At 65.8% G+C, this 25,303-nt stretch carries 23 protein-coding genes; 15 read left to right on the plus strand and 8 right to left on the minus strand.

Annotated elements, in window-relative coordinates; all coding sequences use genetic code 11:
• Positions 1–35 precede the first annotated feature (35 nt).
• The gene (locus Ga0102493_RS10230) at positions 36–1,013 is read left to right on the plus strand and encodes an alpha/beta hydrolase family protein (RefSeq protein ID WP_034900728.1); all 978 of its coding nucleotides are present in this window, start codon (positions 36–38) and stop codon (positions 1,011–1,013) included.
• Positions 1,010–2,185: a serine hydrolase domain-containing protein gene (locus tag Ga0102493_RS10235; RefSeq protein WP_051697495.1), complete on the plus strand. Its 1,176-nt coding sequence runs from the start codon at positions 1,010–1,012 to the stop codon at positions 2,183–2,185. Before Ga0102493_RS10230 ends, Ga0102493_RS10235 begins: the two co-directional genes overlap by 4 nt.
• A 9-nt stretch (positions 2,186–2,194) precedes the next feature.
• Here the strand turns inward: Ga0102493_RS10235 and Ga0102493_RS10240 are convergent, their stop codons facing one another.
• On the minus strand, positions 2,195–3,157 hold the full coding sequence (locus Ga0102493_RS10240; RefSeq protein WP_034900727.1) for a phytanoyl-CoA dioxygenase family protein: 963 nt from the start codon (positions 3,155–3,157) through the stop codon (positions 2,195–2,197).
• A 259-nt stretch (positions 3,158–3,416) separates the two neighbouring features.
• Between Ga0102493_RS10240 and Ga0102493_RS10245 the strand changes: the two genes are divergently transcribed.
• From Ga0102493_RS10245 to Ga0102493_RS15750, 4 genes are read left to right on the plus strand one after another with little or no spacing between them, the layout of a single operon-like run.
• Positions 3,417–4,622, plus strand: coding sequence for an FAD-dependent oxidoreductase (locus Ga0102493_RS10245; RefSeq protein WP_034901702.1), 1,206 nt, complete (start codon positions 3,417–3,419; stop codon positions 4,620–4,622).
• Positions 4,622–5,389, plus strand: a complete 768-nt coding sequence (locus Ga0102493_RS10250; protein ID WP_034900726.1) for a maleate cis-trans isomerase family protein — start codon at positions 4,622–4,624, stop codon at positions 5,387–5,389. Before Ga0102493_RS10245 ends, Ga0102493_RS10250 begins: the two co-directional genes overlap by 1 nt.
• A gap of 16 nt (positions 5,390–5,405) precedes the next feature.
• Positions 5,406–6,326 carry a polysaccharide deacetylase family protein gene (locus Ga0102493_RS10255; protein WP_034900725.1) on the plus strand — a complete coding sequence of 307 codons (921 nt, stop codon included), beginning with the start codon at positions 5,406–5,408 and terminating at the stop codon, positions 6,324–6,326.
• The gene (locus Ga0102493_RS15750; RefSeq protein WP_051697493.1) at positions 6,323–7,573 is read left to right on the plus strand and encodes a hypothetical protein; all 1,251 of its coding nucleotides are present in this window, start codon (positions 6,323–6,325) and stop codon (positions 7,571–7,573) included. Before Ga0102493_RS10255 ends, Ga0102493_RS15750 begins: the two co-directional genes overlap by 4 nt.
• A gap of 3 nt (positions 7,574–7,576) precedes the next feature.
• Here Ga0102493_RS15750 and Ga0102493_RS10265 read toward each other — a convergent pair whose 3' ends face one another.
• Entirely contained in the window at positions 7,577–8,215 is a 639-nt protein-coding gene (locus Ga0102493_RS10265; protein ID WP_034900724.1) for an NAD(P)-dependent oxidoreductase, read from the minus strand.
• A 169-nt stretch (positions 8,216–8,384) separates the two neighbouring features.
• On the opposite strand from Ga0102493_RS10265, the gene Ga0102493_RS10270 reads away from it, so the two are divergent.
• A complete protein-coding gene (locus tag Ga0102493_RS10270) occupies positions 8,385–9,449 on the plus strand; it encodes a DUF1838 family protein (protein ID WP_051697491.1) in 1,065 nt (354 codons plus the stop codon).
• Positions 9,450–9,601: 152 nt separating this feature from the next.
• Positions 9,602–12,115 (plus strand): TonB-dependent receptor, encoded by a 2,514-nt coding sequence (locus Ga0102493_RS10275; protein ID WP_069297507.1) that lies wholly within the window; start codon positions 9,602–9,604, stop codon positions 12,113–12,115.
• A 107-nt stretch (positions 12,116–12,222) separates the two neighbouring features.
• Here the strand turns inward: Ga0102493_RS10275 and Ga0102493_RS10280 are convergent, their stop codons facing one another.
• A complete protein-coding gene (locus tag Ga0102493_RS10280; protein ID WP_034900722.1) occupies positions 12,223–13,821 on the minus strand; it encodes a GMC family oxidoreductase in 1,599 nt (532 codons plus the stop codon).
• A 19-nt stretch (positions 13,822–13,840) separates the two neighbouring features.
• Complete coding sequence (locus Ga0102493_RS10285; RefSeq protein WP_034900721.1) at positions 13,841–15,349, minus strand: aldehyde dehydrogenase family protein; 1,509 nt, start codon at positions 15,347–15,349, stop codon at positions 13,841–13,843.
• Between the two features lie 175 nt (positions 15,350–15,524).
• Between Ga0102493_RS10285 and Ga0102493_RS10290 the strand changes: the two genes are divergently transcribed.
• Complete coding sequence (locus Ga0102493_RS10290) at positions 15,525–16,259, plus strand: hypothetical protein (RefSeq protein WP_034900720.1); 735 nt, start codon at positions 15,525–15,527, stop codon at positions 16,257–16,259.
• A gap of 51 nt (positions 16,260–16,310) precedes the next feature.
• Here the strand turns inward: Ga0102493_RS10290 and Ga0102493_RS16395 are convergent, their stop codons facing one another.
• Positions 16,311–16,574: a hypothetical protein gene (locus Ga0102493_RS16395; protein ID WP_034900719.1), complete on the minus strand. Its 264-nt coding sequence runs from the start codon at positions 16,572–16,574 to the stop codon at positions 16,311–16,313.
• Between Ga0102493_RS16395 and Ga0102493_RS10300 the strand changes: the two genes are divergently transcribed.
• The 5 genes from Ga0102493_RS10300 to Ga0102493_RS10320 all read left to right on the plus strand — a co-directional run bounded on the left by Ga0102493_RS10300 (position 16,510) and on the right by Ga0102493_RS10320 (position 20,865).
• Complete coding sequence (locus Ga0102493_RS10300; protein ID WP_236922339.1) at positions 16,510–17,196, plus strand: GAF domain-containing protein; 687 nt, start codon at positions 16,510–16,512, stop codon at positions 17,194–17,196. The genes Ga0102493_RS16395 and Ga0102493_RS10300 overlap by 65 nt on opposite strands.
• A 1-nt stretch (position 17,197) precedes the next feature.
• Complete coding sequence (locus tag Ga0102493_RS10305; protein WP_034900717.1) at positions 17,198–17,509, plus strand: diguanylate cyclase domain-containing protein; 312 nt, start codon at positions 17,198–17,200, stop codon at positions 17,507–17,509.
• Entirely contained in the window at positions 17,487–17,963 is a 477-nt protein-coding gene (locus Ga0102493_RS10310; protein WP_034900716.1) for a methyl-accepting chemotaxis protein, read from the plus strand. Before Ga0102493_RS10305 ends, Ga0102493_RS10310 begins: the two co-directional genes overlap by 23 nt.
• Before the next feature lie 248 nt (positions 17,964–18,211).
• Positions 18,212–19,678, plus strand: a complete 1,467-nt coding sequence (locus tag Ga0102493_RS10315; protein WP_034900715.1) for a DUF1800 domain-containing protein — start codon at positions 18,212–18,214, stop codon at positions 19,676–19,678.
• A complete protein-coding gene (locus tag Ga0102493_RS10320; protein ID WP_236922200.1) occupies positions 19,675–20,865 on the plus strand; it encodes a DUF1501 domain-containing protein in 1,191 nt (396 codons plus the stop codon). Before Ga0102493_RS10315 ends, Ga0102493_RS10320 begins: the two co-directional genes overlap by 4 nt.
• A 19-nt stretch (positions 20,866–20,884) precedes the next feature.
• Here Ga0102493_RS10320 and Ga0102493_RS10325 read toward each other — a convergent pair whose 3' ends face one another.
• Positions 20,885–21,427, minus strand: a complete 543-nt coding sequence (locus Ga0102493_RS10325) for a DUF421 domain-containing protein (RefSeq protein ID WP_034900712.1) — start codon at positions 21,425–21,427, stop codon at positions 20,885–20,887.
• Between the two features lie 49 nt (positions 21,428–21,476).
• Positions 21,477–22,904, minus strand: coding sequence for a M28 family peptidase (locus tag Ga0102493_RS10330; RefSeq protein WP_081845503.1), 1,428 nt, complete (start codon positions 22,902–22,904; stop codon positions 21,477–21,479).
• A 119-nt stretch (positions 22,905–23,023) separates the two neighbouring features.
• Between Ga0102493_RS10330 and ettA the strand changes: the two genes are divergently transcribed.
• The gene (gene ettA / locus Ga0102493_RS10335; protein ID WP_034900710.1) at positions 23,024–24,697 is read left to right on the plus strand and encodes an energy-dependent translational throttle protein EttA; all 1,674 of its coding nucleotides are present in this window, start codon (positions 23,024–23,026) and stop codon (positions 24,695–24,697) included.
• Between the two features lie 190 nt (positions 24,698–24,887).
• Here ettA and Ga0102493_RS10340 read toward each other — a convergent pair whose 3' ends face one another.
• Positions 24,888–25,133: a hypothetical protein gene (locus tag Ga0102493_RS10340; protein ID WP_150132454.1), complete on the minus strand. Its 246-nt coding sequence runs from the start codon at positions 25,131–25,133 to the stop codon at positions 24,888–24,890.
• Positions 25,134–25,303 lie beyond the last annotated feature (170 nt).

Below are 25,303 nucleotides of genomic sequence, written 5' to 3' on the forward strand. Positions count from 1 at the left end.
TACCGGGGGCGTGTGCCGATGCCAGTCTTGCGCCCATGTCGAAACGCATGATCGCCGGAACCTGCGCGCTGCTTCTCGCCGCGTGCGCGCCGATTGCCCTTCAGGCGGAGGATGGCGCGCCGCCCTCCTGCACCGACCTGCTCGAACGCGAAGCGAGAAACTTCGCGCTCGAACACCGGGCCGAGGACGGGCGGCTGGTCCCGCTCACCGTCTTTGCTCCTGCAAAGCCGGGGGAATACCCGCTCCTCGCCTTCTCGCACGGGGCCTTTGCAAGCCCTGCGCGCTATGCCGCCATGCTCGAACCGCTCGCGGCGGCGGGCTTCGTTGTGATCGCACCGATGCACGTCGATTCCGAAGAATATCCGCGCGGCGAAGGCGAACCAGCGCGCGCCCCCCACCCGGTGACATGGGCTGGGCGGACCGCCGACATGGAACTCGCGCTCGCACCCGATCCGGCGCTCCGCGCGGCGCTGGCGGACAGGGGCCTCGCGCTCGAAAAGGGCAAGGTGATCGCGCTCGGCCATTCCTATGGCGCGCTGATCGCGCAGCTTTACGGCGGGGCGCAGGCGGTCGAGCCCGATGGCACCAGCGTGGACCGACGCATGGCCGAGGTCGATGCGGTCGTCGCCTTTTCCCCGCCCGGCCCGATGCCGGGGCTGATGGCGAAGGATGGCTGGGCGAGCCTTTCCGCGCCTGCGCTCACCATCACCGGGACGGCGGACGTGCTGCCCGGTTTCATCGACGACTGGCGCGCGCATGTCGCTGCGCACGAGGGCGCGCCCGTGGGCGCGCGTGCGCTGTGGGTGGGCGAGGGGATCGACCATTATTTCGGCGGCAGCTTCGGGCGGCCCGGCGAGGTCGGCCCGGAAGATGCCCAGTTGTTCGCACGCGCGCTTGAACGCACGCTTTCATTCATGCAGGCCCATTTGAGGGACGGGGGCGTGCAGGACGCACCGGCGTGCCGGGTGGGCGAAGCGATCCCCGGCGAAAGCTACGAGGAGGACGCTGCGTGACGAAGCACAAGATGACCCGCTGGCTTGCCCCCGCCGCGCTGGCGCTGTGTCTGGCAGAAGGGGCCGCAGCGCAATCCGCGGACGAACGCTATTCCGATCTCGACAACCCGATGACGCCCGCCGACATGCAGGGCGCGAGCGTGCTCGATGTCGAACGCTACCGTCCGACCTACGCGATCAAGGGATGCGCTGCGGACTTTCCCGATCCTGCCGACCCGAATGCGGAACTTGCCGAAGCCCTGGCGAAAGCGCAGGCTTTCTCGGACGAGCACAAGGGCCTGGGCCTGCTCGTCCTGCACGGCGGCGTGCCGGTCCACGAAAGCTATGGCGAAGGCGCGAGCACGGCCAGCACCAGCGCGTCCGCCTCCATGATGAAATCGGTGATCGCCCTGCTTTACGGCATCGCGATCCACGACGGCGTGATCGGTTCTCTCGACGATCCTGTCGGCGGCTATATCGCTGAATGGGCGGACGATCCGCGCGGGGCCATCACGCTGCGCCAGATGCTGACCATGTCATCGGGCCTTGCCCCGTCCGATTTCATGAAAATCATCTTCGCTCCCGATATCGGCGCCGAGGCGGTGAAGCTTGAAATGGTGAGCGAGCCGGGGAGCGAGTTTTCCTACAACAACGCGGTCACGAACCTGCTGACCTTCGCGCTCGACCGCGCGCTCGCGGCCAAGGGCAAGGGCGGCGTGCTGTCCTATCTCGAAAGCGAGTTATGGTGCCCGATCGGCAATGGCCCGGCGCGGGTGTGGGTCGATCCTGGCGGCAAGGCGCGCGGCTATGCCGGGATGCAGGCGACCCTGCGCGACTGGGCGCGGATCGGCGAACTGATCCGCAATCGGGGCCGCGCGAATGGCGAACAGGTCGTGCCCGCAAGCTGGATCGAGGCGATGGCGACCCCTTCGCAGGCGAACGCGCAATATGGCCTCCATGTCTGGCTGGGGCGCGAATACACGCCCGAGCGCGCCTATAGCGCGGGCAATCCGGTGAAGGTCCCCCATTCCGAACCCTTCGCGGCGCAGGACATCGTCTATTTCGACGGGTTCGGCGGCCAGCGGGTCTATGTCCTGCCCAGCCACGAACTGACCGTGGTGAGGATCGGCGAGGTCGACCTCACCTATGACGATGCGCGCATTCCCAACCTATTGGCGCGCGCCGCCGATTAGTCCGCGTCCTCAGTCCGCAGGCGCGGTGCGGCGGTCGGACAGGAGGTTCGCGTCCTCCTTTTCCTTCATCCGCTTGAAGGTCTCGTATTCGTTGACATCGCCCATTGCCCGGCCCGACCAGCGCGTCGCGAAGCCGCGCGGATATTCGCTGTCATCCTCGCTGCGTCCGTCTTCGGACCACAGCAACGGGAAGAGCGGGCCTTCGGGCTTTTCCCCGTCGAGCATTTCATCGAAGCTGACGCCTGCGATATTGAGGCAATCGGGCCGCGGGGCCCAGCGGATGTCGTCGCCGAACACCCGGATCGAAACCGCGACCCGCCAGTCGTCGGTCGGGTTGCCGGCCGAATAATGCAGCGCCCAGGGATGGACGATCAGCATGTCGCCCGGGTCCATCTCCCACTTGAGAAAGCGCAGCCCCTCCTCGCCCCGGCGGCTTTCGATATCGGGATGCGGCACGCGGTCGTCGGGCTTTATCATCTTGCGCGCATTGGGGCTGAACAGCCAGTAGGGCACGTCGTCATGTTGCGTGCCGGCAAGCACTTCGAGGCAGTTCTCCTCGACGATCGGGGTCAGCGGAATCCACAGCGAAGGGACCATGAAACCTTCGACCGGAAAGGCCATGCGGTCGCAGTGCCACAGCGTCGCCGCGTCCGATTGCGGGGGCTTGGCGAAGAATTCGTCGAAGAAGAAGCGGATTTCCTTCGACTGCATGACGCGGCCTGCGGCCTCGGCCACCGGGCCTTCGAACACCAGCCGGCGATATTCGGGAATGCAGCGCGCCATGTAGCGGCCCGGAATGGTGGGGAGCAGGCCCACGTCCTTTTTGTCCACTATGACGTCGCGCGCGATCGGTTCAAGCGCCTTGACCCAGTCCTGCGACAGGACCTTGCGCAGGCACACCGCGCCGTCGCGGCGGTAGGTCTCGATGTCCTCGTCGGTGATGTCGCGCAGCGGGCTGGTGTTGAACGCCATGTGTCCTCGTCCTCTTCGGGAATTCCTGTTGCCTCTCATTACCAGCCTCGGCCCGCAGGGCTCCGGCCCGCGCCCACCCCTATCCGCTGATCGGATAGCTGCGACATGCAAAAGCCAGAGGGCGCGCCAGTTGTCCGCAGGGCGATAAACGGGGGCGGCGACGTTTCACACCGCGCGCCCGAGCGTCGACAGGTTGATGAAAGCGCACGGCGAACCGTGCCCGGAAACGACACGCAGGAACATTACGGAGCCGCAGGGGATGAAGGAAATTCGCACGCAGGTCGCGATTGCAGGGGCCGGGCCGGTCGGCACGGTCGCGGCCTATTGCCTTGCGAGCCAGGGCGTCGATGTCGTCCTGCTCGAGGAAGGCGCGGATTGCGCGCTCGACCTGCGCGCCTCGACCTTCCACCCGCCGACGCTCGAAATGCTCGAAGCCTTCGGTATCACCGAGCGCCTGATCGAGAAGGGGCTGAAAGCGCCGGTCTATCACTTCCGCGAACGGCGCACGGGGGACGTGATCGATTTCGACATGAGCGAACTCGCCGACGTCACCCGCCATCCCTACCGCATCCAGTGCGAACAATACCACCTCTCGCGCATGCTGAGCGAGCTGGTGCGCGAACAGTCGGGCGCCGAAGTCCTGTTCGGACACCGCGTCGCCGCAATCGAGCAGGGGCCGGGCGAGGTCGTCATCCACGCCGAAACCCCGCTTTCCATCATGAAGATCACGGCCGATTACCTGATCGGCGCGGACGGCGCCAACAGTACGGTTCGCAAGTGGCTCGGCACCGAATTCCACGGGTTCACCTACCCCGAAAAATTCCTCTGCTTCACCACCGAAGAGCCGCTGGAAGAGCACATTTCCAATCTGTGTCACGTGAACTATGTCTCCGATCCAGAGGAATGGATGGTGCTGCTGCGCGTGCCGTCGCTGTGGCGGGTGCTGGTTCCTGCCGACATGGATACGCCGGACGAGGCGCTGCTCGCGGATGCCAAGAAGAACGACGTGTTCGAACGGCTGATCGGGCGCGGGGAAGATGTCGAGACGCACCACCGCACGATCTACCGGGTGCATCAGCGGGTGGCGAAAAGCTTTCTCGAAGGCCGGGTCGCGCTGATCGGGGATGCGGCGCATCTCAACAACCCGATCGGCGGGTTCGGCATGAACAGCGGGATCCACGACGCCTTCAACCTTGCAGGGCGGCTGGTGCGCGTGTTCAAGACAGGTGCGGATGCCGACGCCGAACTCGCTGCGTTCGAACGCCAGCGCCGCACGACGACGCATGAATTCATCCAGGCCCAGACGATCCGCAACATGGAATACCTGAAGGAAGGCGAAGGCCAGCTCCACGCCCGCCGCAAGGCCGAGATGGAGGCGATTCGCGCCGATCCGGACAAGCGCCGTGCGTTCCTGCTGCGGCAATCGATGATCGAATGCGTGGAGCGCGAAAGGATGGCCGCGTAATGCCGCTGAAACCGCGCCCGAACCCGGACGTGCTTGGCCACCGGCGGCTGTTCGGCGTGCTCGGCCCGTCGACCAACACCGTGGTCCAGCCCGATTTCGACGATCTGCGCGTGCCCGGCGTCACCAACCATTACAGCCGCATCGTGGTCGATGACGCGCAGGCGATCTCGGACGAGACCTTCATGGCCGGCACGCTCGAGATCAGCCGCAACACGGTGGAGGCGGTGCGCGGGGTGCTGACCTGCAATCCCGACTACCTCGTCATGGGGATGAGCGCGGTGACCTTCTACGGCGGCGCGGAAGGCGCGGCCAAGTGGCGCGAGAACATCGAGAAGGAAGCGGGGGTCAGCCTTTGCACCGGTTCGCAATCGCTGATCGAGGCGTTCAATGCCTATGGCGGGATCAAGCGGATCGCCGTCATCTCTCCCTATTACCCCAGCGCCAATGCGCAGGTTGCGCATTTCATGGCCGATCACGGGATCGAGGTCGTGCGCGACACCTGCCTGCAGTGCCCCAGCTGGACCGCGATCGCCCAGGTGCCGACCTCGACCCTGCGCGAGGAATTGAAGAAACTCGACGGGGATGATGTCGATGCTCTGGTACAGGTCGGCACGAACCTCTCGATGGTGAAATTCGCCGCCGCAGCGGAACTCTGGCTCGGCAAGCCGGTGATCGCGATCAACACCGCGACCTACTGGAACGCGCTGCGCCAGAACGGCATCATGGATAGAAAGCAGGGCTTCGGCCGGCTGATGGAAGAATTCTGAAGGGGCCCCAAACGCGATGTTCGAATACGACTATGTCCCGCTGCCCGAGCGCGCGCCGCTAAAATGGCCGAACGGGGCGAAGGTGGCGCTGATGTTCACCTTCAACCTTGAAACCTGGGACCTCGTCAAGGACACCGACCAGCCCTATTATGCGGGCGGCCCGGCGCTGCTGCCCAATGCGCTCGCGGGGCGCATCCCGGACTATCCGAACTATTCCTGGCGCGAATACGGCCAGCGCGTCGGCGTATGGCGCATGTTCGACATGTTTGACGAAATGGGCGCGAAGGCGGGCTGCACAGTCAACGCCGTGACGTTCGAACGCCGCCGCGCAATGGCCGATGCCTGTCTGGAACGCGGCTGGGAACTGATCGCCCACAATTACGAACAGGGCGAACTGCTGACCGATTTCCACGACGACATCGACACCGAACGCGACATCATCCGCCGCTCGGTCGCGATGTACGAAAAGCACGCCGGAAAGAAGCCGAAGGTGTGGCTGTCAAGCTCGCTGCGCGGCACGCTCAACACGCCGACCATCCTCGTCGAGGAAGGGTTCAAGGCATATTGCGACATCATGAACGATGATCAGCCCTACATGATCCGCACCGATGCCGGGCCGATCGTTGCTACGCCCTATTCCAACGTCATCAACGACTTTACCATCCTCACCCGCAATGCCCGCACGACGGACGAATACCGCGACATCCTGATAGAGGAGCTCAAAGTGCTCCACCAGGAAGGCGCGAAAACCGGTCGGATCATGAATGTCGGCCTTCACCCGCACGTATCGGGCCGGGCCTACACGATCCGGGCGCTGCGCGAATTCATCGAATACGCCCAATCACTGGACGGCATCTGGTGGGCGACCCGCGAGGAAATCGCCGACTGGTACGCCGAAACCCACGAAGCCCATTTCCCCGGCCAGCTGGGCGCATGATTGAGGCAGCAGGCCATGGGGGCGAGAGCGCGCGCGCCCGGCTGATCGGCTGGCTGTTCTGCGGGTCGCTGATCGCGCATTCGTTCCTCATCGTCGTCCTGCCCCGGCTCGACAAGGAATCCGCCATCCGCGACGTGGCGAGAAGCTGGCACTACGCCATCGGCATCGCGCTGCTCGTCTTCGGCATCTGGCGGCTGTGGCTGTGGATCCGCGAGCGCGGCGCGCTCTCGCCCGGCACGCTGCCCCCGGCGGCGCGGTTCTGGCACCATGCGCTGTGCGTTTCTATCCTGCTTCTGGTCGTGCTCGGCGGGCCATTGGGCTTCCTCTATGGCTGGACCGAGGGGCGCGCGATCAATCCGGCGGGCCTGTTCACCATCCCCGCCCCCATCGGCAAGGACCATTCGGTCTGGAAATTCACCGGCTATTTCCACTCGGCCAGCGCCAATGCGACCGTGCTGCTCGCGCTCGCGGCGCTCATCAGCGCAGGCTATACCTATGCGCGCTACGGCCGGGGCTTCATCACCGCTTTCCCGGCCGGGTTCGGCCTCCTCTTCCTCGTCCGTTCGGCGCTTTTCATCTACGCGATCAACAGCTTCGCCGACCGCACCGCCGGTTACATCGCGGCCGCCATCTTCCTGGGGCTGGTCGCGGCGTTCTGGCTGGCGGTGCGCGCCGTGCGGCGGGGCCGGTTCGGCAGCACCGCAGGCAAGAGCGGCGGCGTCGCCTGGAACACGGGCGCGCTTGCCGGGATCGCGGCAGTGGCCGGCTTCGGCCTCACCATGCCCTACCTCCTGTTCCGCGTGACGCCGCTTTCGAGCGGCGTCGTGGTCGAGGCCGACCCCTCGATCACCTGGCACCGCGAGCGGCTGGCCCAGGTCGACTGGACGCCGCCCACCGAATTTCAGCTCACCACCGGCCGCGAAACATACAAGTGGTGCAAGTTCTGCCACACGATGGAGCCGGGCGAAGCGCATCTGGTCGGCCCCAACCTTGCCAACATCTTCGGCCAGCGGGCCGGGACCGTGCCCAATTTCCCCTATTCGCCCGCGCTCGCCGAGGCGGGAAAGAACGGGCTCGTGTGGAACGAGGACACGATCGGGCAATATATCTCCGGCCCCGATGAAATGGTGCCCGGCACCAGCATGATGATTTCGAGCGGGCCGGTGATCGATCCTGCCCTGCAGGACGCTGTGATAGCCTCTTTGAGGCGCGACACGATGTTCACCGAGGCAGAGCGCCCCGAATAGGGTTCAGACCAGCATCACCGTGTCGTTGCCGAACGGCAGGTTCCCGATCCGGCCGAGAATATAGTCGGCGACGTCGGCGCGCGCGATCATCTGCCTGCCCTTGGAACGCTGCCCGCCGCGCAGCTCGGTCCAGCTGCCGCGCGGCTCCGCTTCGGTAAGGCCGCCCGGGCGCACGATCAGGAAATCGATCTCGCCCCGGCTGCCGGCCTGCATGATCGCCTGTTCCTGCCGGTCCTTGTCGGCCCAGATCTGCTTCGCGACCGTCCGGATGACGAGCTTCATCAGGCGGCTGTTGACCCGGCCGTAGGAATCCCCGCAGCCGAGCGAGGTCACGGCAGCGAAATGGCGCACCCCGGCCTGCTCCATCGCCGAAAGGATCGCCGTCGTCGCATCCGAAAGCACGGTGTTCGCCTTGCGATCCACCGTGCCGAGCGCGCTGACGACGACATCGGCGCCATCAATCGCGCGGGCGATGCTCGCCATGTCGGAAAGCTCGCCTTCGACGCGCACGATCGCTGGGCCCAGATCGGCGAGCTTTTCGGGATTGCGCAGATGCGCCGTCACTTCGTGTCCGCGTTCCAGCGCGTGCTCGCACAGCAGGCGGCCGGTCCGTCCGGTGCTGCCGAAAACCGCGATCCTCATGGCGTTTCCTACCTCCGGGCCCTAGCCTGGTTTTCCGTGCGAGGATGCCCGCGCGGGCACGATTCACCCGCCTTGCCGCCCCTTCTGTCCGACTGGCGAGCATAAGTCCGGACAAATCGCGTCGCCTGTCGCGCTGCCGTTACCTTCCCTTGCGGAAAGGAGATCACAGATGCATCGCAGAGACTTCCTCGCAGGCGGCGCGGCCGCGACCGCAGCCGGGCTCACCCTCACCCCCGGCATGGCGCAGGCCATGGACAGGATGGGAGGCATGGGGGGATCGATGGACCGTTCGCTGACCGGCGATTTCCTCGATCTGACCAAGCCCGAGGGCAATCGCGAGGCCTGGGCGCGCCTGCTCGGCAATACCGACATGCAGTCGACCAAGTACGGGTTCGCCGAAGGGATCATCCAGGGCGTGCGCCCGAACGAGGCGCTGCGCGATCTCGTCGGCTTCACCATGGTCTCGGCCGCGCGCCTGCTCCCGCACGAGGACGGGATCGGCTACCGCAAGGTCCTGCGCGAAATCGGTTTCTACACCGATATCAAGACGGGCGAGATCCTGACGGAATGGGAAAACCCCTACATGGGCGAGACGGTCAAGGTCGTGCCGATCGCGAACGATCCCTTCAACCACACGATCACCAATTTCTACCCCGACCCGCCCAGCTATGGCGGGCTGAATACGCAGAAGCCGCCGAAGATTCCGCTGATGCTCGATTTCCGGCGGCGCGGGGACATGCTGAACCTCTTCAGCCACATCAACCTGTTCTATCCCAGCGCGCTCCAGCCGGCCCAGTGGCCGCGGGAATCGAGCGGCGAATTCAACCGGGTGACCGAGACGTTCCTCTATTTCATCGACTGGAACGCGATGCAGGACCCGTCGATCACCAGCGTCGAATACAACGGCACCTGGTCGCGCGTGACGCCGTGGCTGCCGTGGATGCTGATGGGGCCGAGCGAGGGGCACTGCGTCTACCAGACCTTCATGGGCGCGGTGGATTCGATCGACAAGCTGCCGAACCCGGCTACGGTCGAATATATCCGCGCGAACAACCCCAAATATCTCGAGGCGCCCGAGAAGTGGGAGGAGCCCTCGCTCTCCTCGCTCGAATGGTATTCGCGCGAACAGACGCCCGCCCCGATAGAGGGCGACGAGATCCCGACCGCCCCGCGCGCCGAGCTGCCCGATTGGTGGCAGCGCATGAAGGCCGCCCGCCAGCAGCAGGGCGGCTGAATTCGGGGACGGGCCGGGTTCTCGCATGTCCGCGCCCGCCCCGTCCTCCATCTTATCGCAGAGTGATTAAAGCAAACGATCATGCAGGAATCGCAAGGAGCTTCGTCACAAAACTGAAATCGGGGAACGCATCCACAACGGGGAAATAGGCGATGACACTAAGGAATGGCTTCAAGACGGTCGGCCTGCGCGCATTCGGCATGGCCACGGTTTCCATGATCGCACTGTCGGGCGTCGCGGCGCACGCCCAAGACGCCGAAATGGCGGATGATGCGCAGGAGCGGGGCGAACCCGCCACCAACCTGCCGCGCGGCAACCAGATCATCGTCACCGCCCGTACCTTCGAGGAAGACCTGCAGGACGTGCCGATCGCGGTCAGCGCGCTGACCGGCGATGCCCTGACCCAGCGCGCCGCGGACGATCTCGGCGATATCGCGGACAACATCGTCGGCTTCGCGTTCGAGGAATTCACCGGCCTGCTTGCCCAGCCCACGATCCGCGGCCAGACGAACCTGCGCGTGACGTCGCCGGTCAGCAATGTCGCGACCTATCTCGACGGCATCTACATCCAGCGAAACTACCTGATCGACCAGGGCCTGCTCGATCTTGAACGGGTCGAAGTCATCAAGGGCCCGCAATCCGCGCTCTACGGGCGCAATTCGTTCGCGGGCGTCATCAACCTCGTCAGCCGGACCCCCGATCTCGACGAGATCACCGGCTATGTCCGGGCCGGCATCGGGACGGACGAATATTACGAGGCGAGCGGGACCATCAACATCCCGATCGTCCCCGGCAAGGTCGCCGTCCTTGCCCATGCGGCCTACCAGGAATTCGACGGGACGATCCCCAACAGCCACCCGCTCGCCGATGCCGAAGGCTGCATCACCTGCGGCAATCTCGGCGGGTTCGAGCGCGAGACCTACCAGGTCACCCTGCTCGCCGACCTGAGCGAGGCGTTCAGCTTCCAGGCGAGCTATTTCCACACCGAACGATTCCAGGAACACGTCGCCAACGTGTCGTTCGGGACGGCTGGGCTCGATCCCTACAATTACAACAATTGCAGCCCCGTGGGCGGACAGAACCGGCTCTATTGCGGCGAACTGCCCAGCACGCCCAACTTTGCGACCGGCGCGCAGTCGAGCCCGATCCTCGGCGCCGTTCCCGATCCTCGGCCCGAGGGATTCCTGATCGATCCGCGCGCCTTCGGCCTGCGCGGCCCGACCGACGTGATCTCGGCCCGGGTCGATTTCTCGCCCGCCGATCCGCTCACGCTGACCTACCAGTTCGGCTACACTTTCGGTAACGTCGACGGGCGCGGTTCGACCTCGCGCGATCCGCTTCAGCCGGTCGTCTTCGGGCCGGTCAATCTTGGCGCGCTGTTCGACAGTTCGGGCACCGGGAGCGAATTCGAAAGCTTCAGCCACGACATGCGCGTGACTTATGAGAGCGACGGCATCTACGGCTTTGTCGGGGTGAATTATTCGACCACGAGTGACATCGAATCGAACGTCACCGAAAACTACCCCATCGGAACGCTCGACACGCCGGGAGAGGAGAACATCTTCTTCCCGATCGGGGCGGGCCTGCCCTTCCCCAACTTCTTCCTCGGGCGGCGCACCTTCCTTGAACGCGACGAGGATATCCTCTCGTTCTACGGCTTCCTCGAAGTGCAGGCGACCGACCGGCTCAACCTGACCTTCGAAGGGCGCTATACGATCGAGGATCGCGCGACGATCGACCGCTTCACCCGCGAACCGGGCGATCCCACGATCCAGGCGCTGAACCCGCCGCGTGACGACATCACGGAGAAGTTCTTTACGCCGCGCTTCACCGCCTCCTACGAGATGACGCCCGACAACCTGCTCTACGCCTCGGCCGCGCGCGGGGTGAAGGCGGGCGGCTCAAATGGGCTGGGCGTGCCGTTCGAACCGCAGCAGCAATATCAGCGCGAAACCAACTGGACCTATGAAATCGGTTCGAAGAACTACTTCCCCGAAATCGGCCTCACGCTGAACGCGGCGCTGTTCTACACCGACTGGAACGACCTCCAGACGACCGAGGTGCGGCGCCTTGCCGACGGGTCGATCCCGACCACCTTCTTCGTCCTTTCGACCGTCACCGGCAATGTCGGCAGCGTCACCGTGAAGGGCGCGGAAGTCGAGGGCATCTGGGAAGTCAACGACAACATCACTCTCGATTTCGGCGCGTCGTACAACGATGCGACCTATGACGACGGGGTGATCTCGCAGCGCTTCGGCCTTGCGGGGACCTGCGACGGCACGGTCTGTCCGACCGGCGAGGTGCCGATCGGCGGCAACCAGGTCGAGCGCACGCCCGCTTTCGATGCCTATGCCGGGCTCGGCTATCGGGGCGAATTCGGCGAGGACAACAGCTTCTACCTGCGCGTCGACGGGTCCTACCAGACCAAGCAATATGTCGATGAAGCGAATCTTGCCTGGGTGCCTGACCGCTTCCTGATGAACCTGCAGGCGGGCGTCACGCTCGGCAACATCAATGTCCGCGCCGTGGTGCAGAACCTGCTCGATGAACGCTACGTGTCGAACTCGCTGTTCCTGATCGGTACGGGCGGGCTCGGCTCGACCAGCTATGTCCCGATCTTCGGCCTCGACCGGACGGCCCGGATCACGGTCGGCTACGAATTCTGATCCTTCCCTGACCCGGGTGTCCCCCGGGTCAGGCGCGAGCGGCCCGGCGCAGTCCATGCGCCGGGCCGTTTGGCTTTTGGTGCGTGCGGGAGGTGTCGGCCGGAGGATCAGCCCCGGTCGGCAAGGATGAATTCGGCCGCCCGTTCGGCCACCATCATGACAGCGCCATTGGTGTTGCCGCTGACATGGGCCGGAAAGACGCTGGCATCGACCACCCTGAGCCCCATCGCGCCATGGACGCGCAGGCGCGGATCGACCACGCCTTCATCCGCACCGGGGGCCATGCGGCAGGTGGCGACCGGGTGGTAGGTCGGGTCGGTCGTGCGACGCAGGTAATCCTCCCATTCGTCGTCGCTCCTCACCTCGCTGCCGGGCGCGATCTCTCCCCGCACATGGGGGGCAATCGCCCCCTGGCGCATGATGTCCCGGGCAAAGCGGGATGCGGCGGTGAGATCGGCGACGTCGCGCGGGTCGGACAGCATGTCGAGCGCGATACGGGGCGGCTCGCGCCAGTCGCCGCTGCGAAGCGAGAGCCTGCCCGAACTGCGCGCATAGGACAGCCCGATGACGATGGTCACGGTCGGCTTTTTCGACGGGGTCACGCCCTGGCTGGTCAACTCGAAGCCGAAAGGTCCGAACATCAGCTGGATGTCGGGGCGGTTTACCCCTTCGCCCGAGCGGAAGAAGCCGACCGCGTGCGGATAGGGGCTCGTCGCCGGACCGCGCCGCCGCACCAGCCAGTTGAGGCCGTGAAAGGCGACCCTCGCGCTGTTGATCTCCTGGTTAAAGGTCCTCGTGTCGACCGCGAAGGAGAGCTGGCTGCTGGGATGCTCCATCAGGTTCGCGCCGACATGGCCCTGGTCGATCAGAGGGGCGATCCCGTGCTCGGCGAGGTGTTCTGCGGGACCGATGCCGGACAGCATGAGCAGCTTGGGCGATTGCAGCGCGCCCGCCGACAGCACCACTTCGCGCCCTGCCCGCGCCACCTCCTCGCGGCCCTTGCGGACATAGCGCACGCCGACCGCGCGCCGCCCCTCGAACACGATCCCGGTCGCCTGCGCGCGCGTCAGCACGGTCAGGTTCGCGCGGCTTTTCGCCGGGCGCAGATAGCCGTCCGCCGCGCTCCAGCGCCGCCCGCGTTTTTGGGTCAGCTGCGGCGGGCCGATGCCCTCCTGACTTTCGCCATTGTAATCGGGATTGTCGGGCAGGCCCGCAGCCCGCGCGGCGGCGGTGAAAGTCGCGGCGAGCGGGTGGACGGTGCGCAGCGAATCGATCACCTGCGGACCATCGCGCCCGCGCTCCTTCCCTGCGGTAAAGGCGCAGGCTTCGAGCTTGCGAAAACAATGTTCGATATCGGCAAAGGCCCAGCCCGCATTGCCCGCCGCCGCCCACTGGTCGAAATCGCCGCGTGCGCCGCGGACATAGAGCATCCCGTTGATCGAGGATGACCCCCCAAGCACCCGGCCCGCCGGCCAGTAATCGCTGCGGCCCTTGCGCGTCGGATCGGGTTCGACCGAAAAGCCCCAGTCGTAGCGCGGATTCCCGATCAGCTTCACGATCGCGGCGGGGACGCGCACCAGCAGCGAGGCATCGCTCCCGCCCGCTTCGAGCAGCAGGACGCGGTTCCTGCCGTCCTCGGTCAGCCGATTGGCAAGGACGCACCCCGCCGAACCGCCGCCCACGATCACATAGTCGAAATCCGCCACGAGGCTCAGACGCCCCTGCTCATACAACCGCGCAGACCGTCTGCAGGTTGAGATAGTTCTCGATCGCCACCTGCCCGCTGTCGCGGCCCCAGCCCGATTGCTTGATCCCGCCGATCGGGAGCGAGGGATCGTACATGGCGTGGGAATTGATCCACACCGTCCCCGCCTGAAGCCTGCGGGTGATCCGGGTCGCGGTCGAAAGGCTTTCGGTCCACACGCCCGCGGCGAGGCCGTAATCGCTGTCGTTCGCGGCGGCGACCACTTCGTCGAAATCGTCGAAGGGGGTCGCGACCACGACGGGTCCGAACACTTCCTCGCGCATGATCGCCATGTCGGGCGATACGTCGGTCAGGATCGTGGGCGTGACGAAACTGTCATTCGGCCCCGTCGTCTCTCCGCCCACCAGCACGCTTGCGCCCGCCCTGCGCCCCTCGGCGACGAATTCGGCGACCTTGGCGGCGTGCCTCGACGAGACGAGCGGACCCATCTGCGTCGCAGGATCGAGCCCGTGGCCGAGCGCGATGCCCCGTGCCGCCTCGCTCACGCCCTCGACCACCCGGTCGAACACCGAGCGATGGGCATAAAGCCGCGAACCCGCGATGCAGACCTGCCCGCCGTTGAAATAGATCGCGTTCGCCGCCCCCGGGATCGCTGCGGCAAGGTCGGCATCGCCCATCACGATCACCGGCGATTTGCCGCCCAGTTCCAGCGTCACGCGTTTCAGGTTGCCCTTTGCCGCGTCGAGGATCGCGCGCCCCGTCGCGGTCGATCCGGTAAACGCGATCTTGTCGACGCCGCGATGCGCCGCGAGCGCCGCGCCCGCTTCGTGGCCGTATCCGGTGACGAGGTTGACGACCCCTTCGGGCAGCCCCGCTTCCATCATCAGTTCGACCAGCCGCACCGCGGTGAGCGAGGTGTCCTCGGCCGGTTTCAGCACCAATGTGCACCCCGCCGCGAGCGCGGGGGCAAGCTTCATCGCGGTCAGCACCAGCGGCGAATTCCACGGCACGATCGCGCCGACCACGCCCACGGGCAGGTGCTGGGTATAGGCGAAGACCTCCTTGCCCTCGGGCTGGTAGTTGATTGAGGTCGGTATCGTCGCGCCCTCGATCTTGGTCGCCAAGCCGCTGAAATAGCGGAACTGGTTCACCGCGCCCGGGATCTCCGCCCAACGCCCGACGTAAAGCGCCTTGCCCTGGTCCAATGTTTCCAGCTCGGCGAGTTCGTCGATATTGGCCTCGATCGCGTCCGCGATCGCCCACAGCACCTTTGCGCGTTCCATCGGGACGAGGCCCGACCAGCGCCCGTCGTCGAACGCCGCGCGGGCTGCCGCCACCGCCGCATCGACATCCTGCGCCGTCCCGCGCGCGAGATGCCCGATCGGCTTTCCGGTCGCCGGATCGAGCGTTTCGAAACGCTCGCCGCCGCGGCTTTCGACCCACTTGCCGCCGATGAAATGGCGATGGCTGGCGCGGTCGAGGAAAGCCTGCGCGGCGGGTCCGGGGGCGGCGGCGTTCGAGAAATCCATGCAGGTGTGCCTTTCGTCTGCTTGCGGAGCGCGACACTATGCCGGAGCCCCGCGCTATGACCAGCATGCGCGCGCCCTGTCCGCATGTCGGATAATGCGCGGGGATGGCGCGGGACAGGCGCGAGGTCGCGCGCTGCGCTTTGCAAGGCCGCCAACATTTGGTTAGGTCGAGGCCATGGACCTGTTCCACACGCTCGTCTTGTTCCACATCGCCACCGGCACGGTGGGCCTTGCCGCGTTCTGGGTCCCGATCCTCACCAGGAAAGGCGCGCAGCCGCATCGCCGCTGGGGCCGGATAGCGTGCTACGGCTTCCTCGGCGCAGGCGCCCTTGCGATCCTCATGGCGCTGCTGTCGCTGTTCGGGCCAGAGGAACGCATCCCCTCCGTCACCGACCGCACCCTGTTCGCTGGCCTGTTCGGATGGATGATGCTCTATCTCGGCTTTCTCACTATCGGCTTCGTCGATTACGGCCTCGCGGTGGTGAAGCACGCGCGCGACCGGACGCGGCTGCGCGCCCTGCGCTACCAGGCGGTGATGGCGGCGGTGGTCGCCTCGGGCCTGTGGTGCGGCGTTTTCGGGTTTGCCATCGGCCAGCCGCTGATGGTGCTCGTCGCGGCGGTCGGGATCATCGCCATGATCCTGCAGGAAGTCTTCATCTGGCGCCGCGACGTTCCGCGCGGCGCCCATGTGGGCGAACATTTCCGCGCGCTCATCGGGATGGGAATTTCGGCCTATACCGCGTTCCTGTCGGTCGGTCTGGTGCGCAGCTTTCCCGAACAGGTGTTCAACCCGATGATCTGGGCCGGGCCGAGCGTGATCGGGGTCTCGCTGATCGTGTTCTTCACCCTGAGCGCAGGCCGCAAACGCCGCACGAAGCGCGCGCCGGCAACGCCGCTCGCGGGGAATTAACGCAAGTCTAACCGCCGATGCGGGGTAATCGGGACAACCCACCAGAAAGTCTTAAGAAAATCCCGGCATTGGGGCAGAGTGAACGAACAGACTCGCCTCGATAATCTCGGCAAGCTCGCGCTTGGCAGCGTCAGCGATGTCGCCATCTTCAGCAAGATCGCCCGGCTCGCCGCGACCATGCTCGACTGCCCCATCAATCTCGTCTCGATCGTCGAGGCGGAGCCTCGTCGAGGCGGAGCGGCAATGGTTCATCGAGAGAACCGGGTTCGACGTCGAGGAAACCCCGCGCAACTGGTCGTTCTGTTCGGTGTGCATCGCGCGCGGCGGGGCGATGCTGGTCGAGGATGCGCGCCAGCACGACCTGTTCAGCCAGAACCCGCTCGTCATCGGCGAGCCAAATATCCGTTCCTATCTCGGCATCCCCATCGCAAGCGAGAGCGGGGCGCTGCTCGGCACGTTATGCGTGATCGACCGCCAGCCGCGCGCCTTTTCCCGCGACCAGATCCCGGCGCTGCGGGTGCTCGCCGAACTAGCCGAACAATGCATCACCACCCATGCCCGCACGCTCGATCTCAGCCGCGCGAACGCGTCGCTGCGCGAACTCAACCGGTTGTTCAAGCAGGCCGAAACCGCCGCCAATATCGGCTCGTGGCGGGTCGACCTCGTCCATGACACGCTGCGCTGGTCGGATCAGGTCTATGCCATTCACGGCCTCGATCCCGCCCAGCCGGTCACTGTCGAGGACGCGATCGGTTTCTACACTCCCGAAGACCGCGGGATCGTCCAGCAGGCGCTGCTCGACGCGCTCGACCGGGGCGAGCCGTTCCAGTTCGAGGCGAACGTGCGCCGCGGCGACGGCGAGACGCGCCGCGGCGCACGTTCGGCGAGCGGATCGATGTCGATGACAGGCCCGAAAGCATCGCCGGGACTTCCTTGACGTGACCGAGGAGCACCTGCGCAACGCCGCTCTCAAGCGCGCGGCCGAGCGCGACCGGCTGACCGGGCTGTTCAACCGGTGCGTCTTCGACCGCAGGCTGGCAGAGGCGGTGCGCCATTCCGCCGGCACGCCGGTGACGGTGATGCTGCTCGATCTGGACGGGTTTAAGGACATCAACGACACGCTCGGCCATCTCGTCGGCGACATCGTGCTCGCCGCGCTCGGCCAGCGCTTGCAGGCAGAGGCCGGGGACGACATCTTCGTCGCGCGCTGGGGCGGGGACTGCCGACATGGTCGCCACCGGATCGCGTGAGATGCGCGAGGCGTCGAACGACCTCGCCGCCAAGACCGAGGAACAATCCGCCTCGATCAAGAATGTCGCGCGCACCACCGCCGAACTGCTGCGCGAATTCAAGGAGAACTCCGAAGCCTGGGGCGAAACGCGTGCAACCGCGCTCGAGGCGAAAGCCGATGCCGACAGGGGCAGCGAAGCGATCAAGGGCGCGGCCGAGGCGATGGAGCGGATCGACGAGATCGCGGGCAAGTCGGACAAGTCGCTCACGGGGATCGAACACATCAACGAGGCGATGGCACTGCTCGAACGCGCGATGCAGCAGAACGCGGCCATGGCCGAACAGACCAGCGCCGCCTCGGCCCAGCTGATGCAGAGCGCGGGCGATTTGAAAAGCCACATCGCAAGCTTTGATTACGGCGGTCCGGCGCGAGGTTCCGGCGAGATCGGCGCCGACCTGCGCGCCGCCGCCTGATCACCTTGTCGCGGCGCGTTCCTCCATGCGGGGGCGCGGCGCGGCCTGCCACCCGGTCTAGGAACCGGAACCCGTCGCCCTTCGCATGGCCTTTCGTGAAACTCACGCAAGGCCGCGCGAAGGGTTCGGCGCGCCCCGCCGTTATCTCTCTGCCGCGTTGTGACATTTTGCGACGGAGCGAGACGTGACAGGGCGCCCATGGCCCGGCAGTCTCGCTTTGCTTTCGCAATGCAGGAGGCAAGACAGGCATGAGCAGGGACAGCATCGCTCTCAACCGTTTCGGCTACGGTCTGCGGTGGCGCGAAACGATGAGCGGCGCTCCGGTGCGCTCGGCCGAGGCCGCGCTGGTCGCCGAAATGGACCGCTTCGATCCCCGCCCGCCCGCGATCGCCGCACGCGAGGATACGTCGGCGCGCGCGGGCGAGATCCTCGAATTGATACGGCGCAACCGGAACATGCGCGGGCGCGCCGAACGGTCCGCACCGGCGACGATGGGGCCGCAGGGCAGGACCGCGGCGATGGCGGGGGATGCCATGGGCGGCCCGCTCGCCGAACTTCCGCCGGACATCCGCCGGGCCTATCTAGACGGGGGCCGCATCCTGCGCCGGGATATCGCGCTGAAGGTCAATCTCGCAGCGCGGAGCGACACACCCTTCATCGAGCGGCTCGTGCATTTCTGGTCCAACCATTTCAGCGTTTCGGCCGGCAAGCCGGGAACCCAGCATCAGGTCGGCAATCATGAATTCAGCGCGATCCGCCCCCGCGTGCTCGGGCGTTTCTCGGATCTCCTGAAAGCTGCCGTGCTCCATCCCGCTATGCTGCTCTACCTCGATCAATTCCAGTCGGCCGGGCCCAATTCACGGTTCCAGCGGCGTGTTGAGCGCACTGGGCCTGAACGCGGGCTCAACGAGAATCTCGCGCGCGAGGTTCTGGAATTGCACACGCTGGGGGTCGGTGGCGGCTACGGCCAGGCCGACGTGACCGAATTCGCCCGCGCGCTTACGGGCTGGACGATTTCCGGGCTCGGACGGATCGAACGCTTTGCCGAAAGGCGGGCGGGCGGCGCGTCCTTCGTGCGCTTCGCCCACGAGCCGGGTACGCTCCGGATCATGGGGCAAAGCTATGCGCAGGCCGGGCCGGACCAGGCGCTTGCCGTGCTCGACGATCTTGCGGCTCACCCGGCGACTGCGCGTCACGTAGCGACAAAGCTCGCGCGGCATTTCGCGGGCGACGATCCGCCGGAAAGCCTCGTCGCCCGGCTCGAGCGGGATTTTCTCGGCACGGGGGGCGATCTTGCCAGCCTTGCGCGGACGCTGATCGCTTCGCCGGAGGTCTGGGTAACGGAACGGGTCAAATACCGCGCCCCCTTCGAATGGCTGATCTCGGTCCTGCGTCTTACCGGGCTCGAGGGCCTCGACGACAAGCGGATCGCCGGCGCGCTGCGCGAATTGGGGCAGCTGCCGTGGCGCGCGCCTTCACCGGCGGGCTATGACGATCTTGCCGGCAGCTGGGCCGGGCCGGATGCGCTGGTGCGGAGGGTCGAATTGGCGGAGCGCGTCGCGCGCAGCGTGCCTGCAGGCGGCGTGTTGGCGCGCGCTCATTCTGCCTTTCCCGGCGCTCTCAGCGCGAACACACGGGTCTGGCTGTCGCGCGCGGAAAGTGGGACGCAGGCGCTCGGCCTGCTGCTGGTTGCGCCGGAAATGATGCGGAGATGACAGGCATGGGAGACACGATCGCCAATCCGATCAATCGCCGTTCGATGCTCGCCGGATCGCTCGTGCTGGGCAGTGCGACCCTTGCGCTGCCGCGCATGGTCTTTGCCCGGACGGCGGGATCGCGCAACCTCCTCTTCATGCTGCTGCGCGGCGCGGCGGACGGGCTCGCCATGCTCGCTCCGGTCGGCGATCCCGGCTTTGCCGCACTGCGCGAGCGGACCCTGCCCGATTACACCGCCGCGCGCCGGGCGCAGGGCTTCTTCGCGATCCACCCGGCGCTCGACCAGGTGGGCGCAGCCTATGAGAGGGGCGAAGCGGTGTTCGTCCATGCCGCCGCGACCGCCTATCGCGAGCGCTCGCATTTCGACGGTCAGAACCTGCTCGAGACGGGAGGGACGCAACCCTATGGTCTCAAGGACGGCTGGCTCAACCGGCTGGTCACGCTAGCGGGAGAGGCGCATGGCGCCCCTCCGCGCGCGCTCGCCATTGCGCCGACCATGCCGCTTGCCCTGCGCGGGAGCGCGCCCGCTTCGAGCTATGCGCCTTCGGCCCTTCCACAAGCGAGCGGCGACTTCATGGACCGGGTCGCCCGGCTCTATGCGGGCGACGGGCAATTGTGCGCGCTGTGGGCGCAGGCGATGGAAACGCGCGCGATGGCGGAGGGAAGCGACGCCGGGAACCTGCGCGACGCAAAGACCGCGGGCGAACTTGCCGCTTCGCTGATGCGCGAGGAAGAGGGCGCGCGGATCGCGATGATCGAACTTGGCGGGTGGGACAGCCATGCGAACCAGCCTGTCCAGTTCGCCCGCTCAGCGCGCCAGCTCGACGCGCTTCTCGGCGCATACCGGGCGGCGATGGGGAGCGCGTGGGATCGCACGCTGGTGCTGGTCGCGACCGAATTCGGGCGGACGGCTCGGTTCAACGGGACGAACGGAACCGATCATGGCACGGCTGGCGCGGCCATCGCGATGGGCGGCGCGGTGGCGGGCAGGCGGGTGATCGCAGACTGGCCGGGCCTTGGCGAGAGGGCGCTGCACGAAGGCCGCGACCTTGCCGCCACCACCGCTCTCGAGAGCATGCTGGCCGGCGCTGCGGCGGAGCATTTCGCGCTCGATCCGAAAACGGCCATGGCGCGCCTCTTCCCGGGCCGCATCGCCGCGCCGCTCGCGGGGATCGTGCGCGGCTGAGGCCGGTCGACGGCGAGCGTCAGTCGCTTCTTTCGTGCTTTTCCTGAGCCGGTCGGTCGACGCCTTCGAGCAGGTCCCGGTCGAGCTTTTCGCCCTGGACCACCGACACATCGCCAGTCGTCTCGAGGATGACTGCCCGCACATTGGAGATGTCCGAGACGTTGGAGGCACGCAGCTTCTCGAACAGGTCCGCCCGGGTCACGCGGGTGTCGTGCATCGCGTCCTCCTGGAATACCCCGTCGCGAACCAGCACGACCGGGCGGTTCTGGACGAGAGTCCGGAAACGGGGCCACTTCATTCTGAGCTGGTTCATGGTCCACTGGACCGCGAACAGGCTTGCCATCGCGGCGAGCGCCTGCACGAAAGCCTTCCATTCGGTCGAGACGGCTGCACTTGCCACGAGGCTGCCGAGCGCGATCGTCATCACGAAATCGAAATTCGACATCTTCGAAAGCGAGCGCAGGCCGTTCATGCGGATCAGCATCGTCACCCACAGCAGCGCCGCCGCCGCGAGGACCATCCCCCGCAGGACCGTGTCGAATACCGGTTCGTCAACAAACATCCGCCGTCTCCTCCTCCACGCAACGGTGGAAGGCGGCTCTGTTTCCGGTTTACTGATCCATGATAGGCGGCGCGGACGGGACGGTGCCGCCGGTCAGGATCGCGCGCGGCTCGTTGGCGAGAAGTCCGACCACGCTGGTCCAGACCGCGACATTCTGACGCAATTGCACCGGATCGATCTTGTCGAGCGTATCATCGGGCGTGTGGTGAAGATCGAAATAGCGCATCCCGTCCTGCTGCAGGTCGATGAGCGCACCTTGCTGGTCGCGCACGATGTTGAGATCGGCGCCGCCGGTCGCGACCACGGTCGAATCCGCTACGCCGAACCGCGCAACGGCTTTCGCCAACCGGGCGTGCAGTTCAGGGTTGCTGTCACGAAAATTGCTTTCGAGCCGCCAGATCCGGTCGGCGCCGAAATCGCTTTCAAGCCCGACCGCAATGGGTTCGTCGATATGCGCGTCGCTATAGGCCTTCGAGCCCCACAGGCCCGTCTCCTCGGCCCCTGCCATCAGCACGCGAATGGTGCGCAGGGGTGTGCCGGTGCGCTGGACATGGAACGCGGCCGCCGCGATGATCCCGCAGCCCGCTGCATCGTCGAATGCGCCAGGCGAATTCCACCAGCTATCGATATGGCAGGCCAGCAGGACCGGCGGGAGCTCGGGATTGCGCCCGGTGATCTCGGCCACGACATTGCCGCTCATCGTCTCGCCGAGCGCTTTCGGATTGAGTTCCAGCCCGAGGCGGATCTGCCGGCCATCTGCGCGGGCGAACATCCGCTCGACATTCTCGGCATCGGGAATCGACATGGCCGCCGCCGGGATAGGCTCCACGCCTTCGGGGAAGGTCGTCCCGCCGGTGTGGGGGTTGCGGTGATAATCCGTGCCGACCGACTTGATCACGGTGGCGATTGCGCCCTTCTGGGCGGCGATCCCCGCCCCGACCCATCGCGCCGGCCCGGCGAAACCGTAATGAGAGCCGTCCTGCGCAGGCTTCATCGCATGGCTGATATAGGCGATCTTGCCGGTGAGGCTGCCGACAGGCGCTGCGCGCAGTTCATGGACATTGCGGAAGAACACCAGTTCGCCTTCGATACCGCCTTCGGGCGTCGCCGCGCTGTTGCCGAGCGGCAGAACGACGAGATCCTGTGCGAACGGTTCTGTGATGCGGGCGCGGGCGATGTCGCCGGGCACCCATGTGTCCATCGCAAAAGGCTCGGTGCGCACATTCTCGAAGCCGTGCTGGCGCAACCAGTTCATGGCCCACTCGCGCCCTCGCGCCTCGGCTTCGGTCCCGGCCTGTCGCGGGCCGACCTCTGTCGTTAGACCCTCTACGAATTCCCACGCAAAGCGATCGCCTTCGAGCACGCGGTCGGCCTGTTCCTCCACGCTAGGCTGGGGCGGCGGAAGTGCGGCGAGACTGCCTGCTGCAACAATGGCAATGCAAGGGGCGGCGAAGAGCGGAAGCAATGTCTTGTTCATGGCGCAAGGCTGCTACGGGGAGGTGCGCGACCTGTCCAGCGCCACTTGCCCGATCCGGCCGCTCCGCCTATCTCACGAGCAACTTTCCCAATCCGACCAGATCCGAAGGACCTAACCCGATGGCCGCGCAATATGCCTTCGTCATGAAGAACATGACCAAGACCTTCCCCGGCGCCCCCAAGCCGGTGCTCTCGAACATCAATCTGCAGTTCTATCAGGGAGCGAAGATCGGCATTGTCGGCCCCAATGGCGCGGGCAAGTCGACCCTTATGAAGATCATGGCCGGGATCGACACCGATTTCAGCGGCGAAGCGTGGCCGGGTGAGAACATCACGGTCGGCTATCTCCCGCAGGAACCCGAACTCGATCCGACCAAGACCGTGCTCGAAAATGTCCGCGACGGCGCGCGCGAGACCGCCGAACTGGTCGAGGAATTCAACGCCGTTTCCGCGCAGATGGCCGAACCCGACGCCGATTTCGACGTGCTCGGCGACAAGATGGCCGAGCTTCAGGCGAAGATCGACGCGGTCGACGGGTGGACGCTTGACAACCAGCTCGAGATCGCGATGGAGGCGCTGCGCTGCCCGCCCTCCGATGCCAGCGTCGAAAACCTGTCGGGCGGCGAGAAGCGCCGCGTTGCGCTCACCCGCCTGCTGATCCAGAAGCCCTCGATCCTGCTGCTGGACGAGCCGACCAACCACCTCGATGCCGAAAGCGTCGAATGGCTCGAAAACCATCTGAAAGAATATGCCGGCGCGGTGCTGATGATCACCCACGACCGCTACTTCCTCGACAATGTGGTGGGCTGGATCCTCGAACTCGACCGCGGGTCCTACTACCCCTACGAAGGCAATTATTCGACCTATCTCGAAAAGAAGGCGAAGCGCCTCGAACAGGAAAGCCGCGAGGAATCGGGCCGCCAGAAGCAGCTCAGCCGCGAGCTCGAATGGATCCGCCAGACGCCGAGCGCGCGCCAGACCAAGTCCAAGGCCCGCATCCGCAAGTTCGAGGAGCTCCAGAACTCGCAGGACGGGCGCAAGCCGGGCAAGGCGCAGATCGTCATCCAGGTCCCCGAACGGCTCGGCGGCAAGGTGATCGAGGCGCACAACATCTCCAAGGCCTATGGCGACAAGCTGCTCTTCGAAAACCTGTCCTTCATGCTGCCGCCGGGCGGCATCGTCGGCGTGATCGGGCCCAATGGGGCGGGCAAATCGACCCTGTTCCGCATCATCACGGGACAGGAAAAGCCCGACAGCGGCACGATCGAGATCGGCGACACGGTGCGCCTCGGCTATGTCGACCAGAGCCGCGACGACCTCAATCCCAAGAACAACGTCTGGGAGGAGATCTCCGATGGGCTCGACTACATGAAGGTGAACGGCCACGACGTCTCCACGCGGGCTTACGTGGGCGCGTTCAATTTCAAGGGGCAGGACCAGCAGAAGAACGTCGGCAAGCTGTCCGGGGGCGAGCGCAACCGCGTCCACATGGCCAAGATGCTGAAACAGGGTGGCAACGTGCTGCTGCTGGACGAGCCGACCAACGATCTCGACGTCGAGACGTTGGGCGCGCTCGAAGAGGCTATCGAGAACTTCGCGGGCTGCGCCGTGGTGATCAGCCACGACCGCTTCTTCCTCGACCGCCTCGCGACCCACATTCTCGCCTTTGAGGGCAACAGCCACGTCGAATGGTTCGAAGGGAATTTCGAGGCCTATGAAGAGGACAAGCGACGTCGTCTGGGCGATGCGGCGGATCGGCCGACGCGGCTCGCGTACAAGAAGCTGACGCGGTGAGACATGGGCTGGCGCCCTGACCGGGCGTCGGCTTTCATGCCTGTCAGCCGCGCATCTTGCGCAGCAGCATGGTGTTGATCGTATCGAGGTCGTCTTCGCAGACCACCGGCTCGATCCTCCCGAGAAAGCCGGCGACGGCAGCGGCCTTGTTGAAAAGGAATTCATCCTTCTCGCCGCGCAGTACCGTCTGCTAATTGAGCTGCAGGTTCATCTGGATCCAGCCAGCCTTGCATTCGACATACTTCACCGCAAGGAAATAGCTCGCGTCGTCATCGTCCTTGATGTCGTCGAGCCCGCTTTTCATGCGTTCGGCCTGATCCAGCAGATGGTCGCGAATGGCGGCTTTCTGCGCATCGTCGATCGTGTCGGTGAAGTGGATGTCTGCGACCAGACGGCCTGCATCGAGGATGGATCTGGCTTGGTCGAGCTTGGACAAGGGGCCTCTCCTGAAGATATCGCGATCTTCCTTCTGCATCTGAAGCGCTGAACACGCAGCCATCAGCGCACTCTCGTATTGTTCCGTAATCGATAGCGCTCCGGCGTTTCCGGTCGGTGCGAGCGCGGCCAGCGCGCGCCGTTCTCGCTTCGCAGCGGGGGCGCCCAATG

The organism is Erythrobacter litoralis, from assembly GCF_001719165.1.
GTDB classification, from domain to species: domain Bacteria; phylum Pseudomonadota; class Alphaproteobacteria; order Sphingomonadales; family Sphingomonadaceae; genus Erythrobacter; species Erythrobacter litoralis.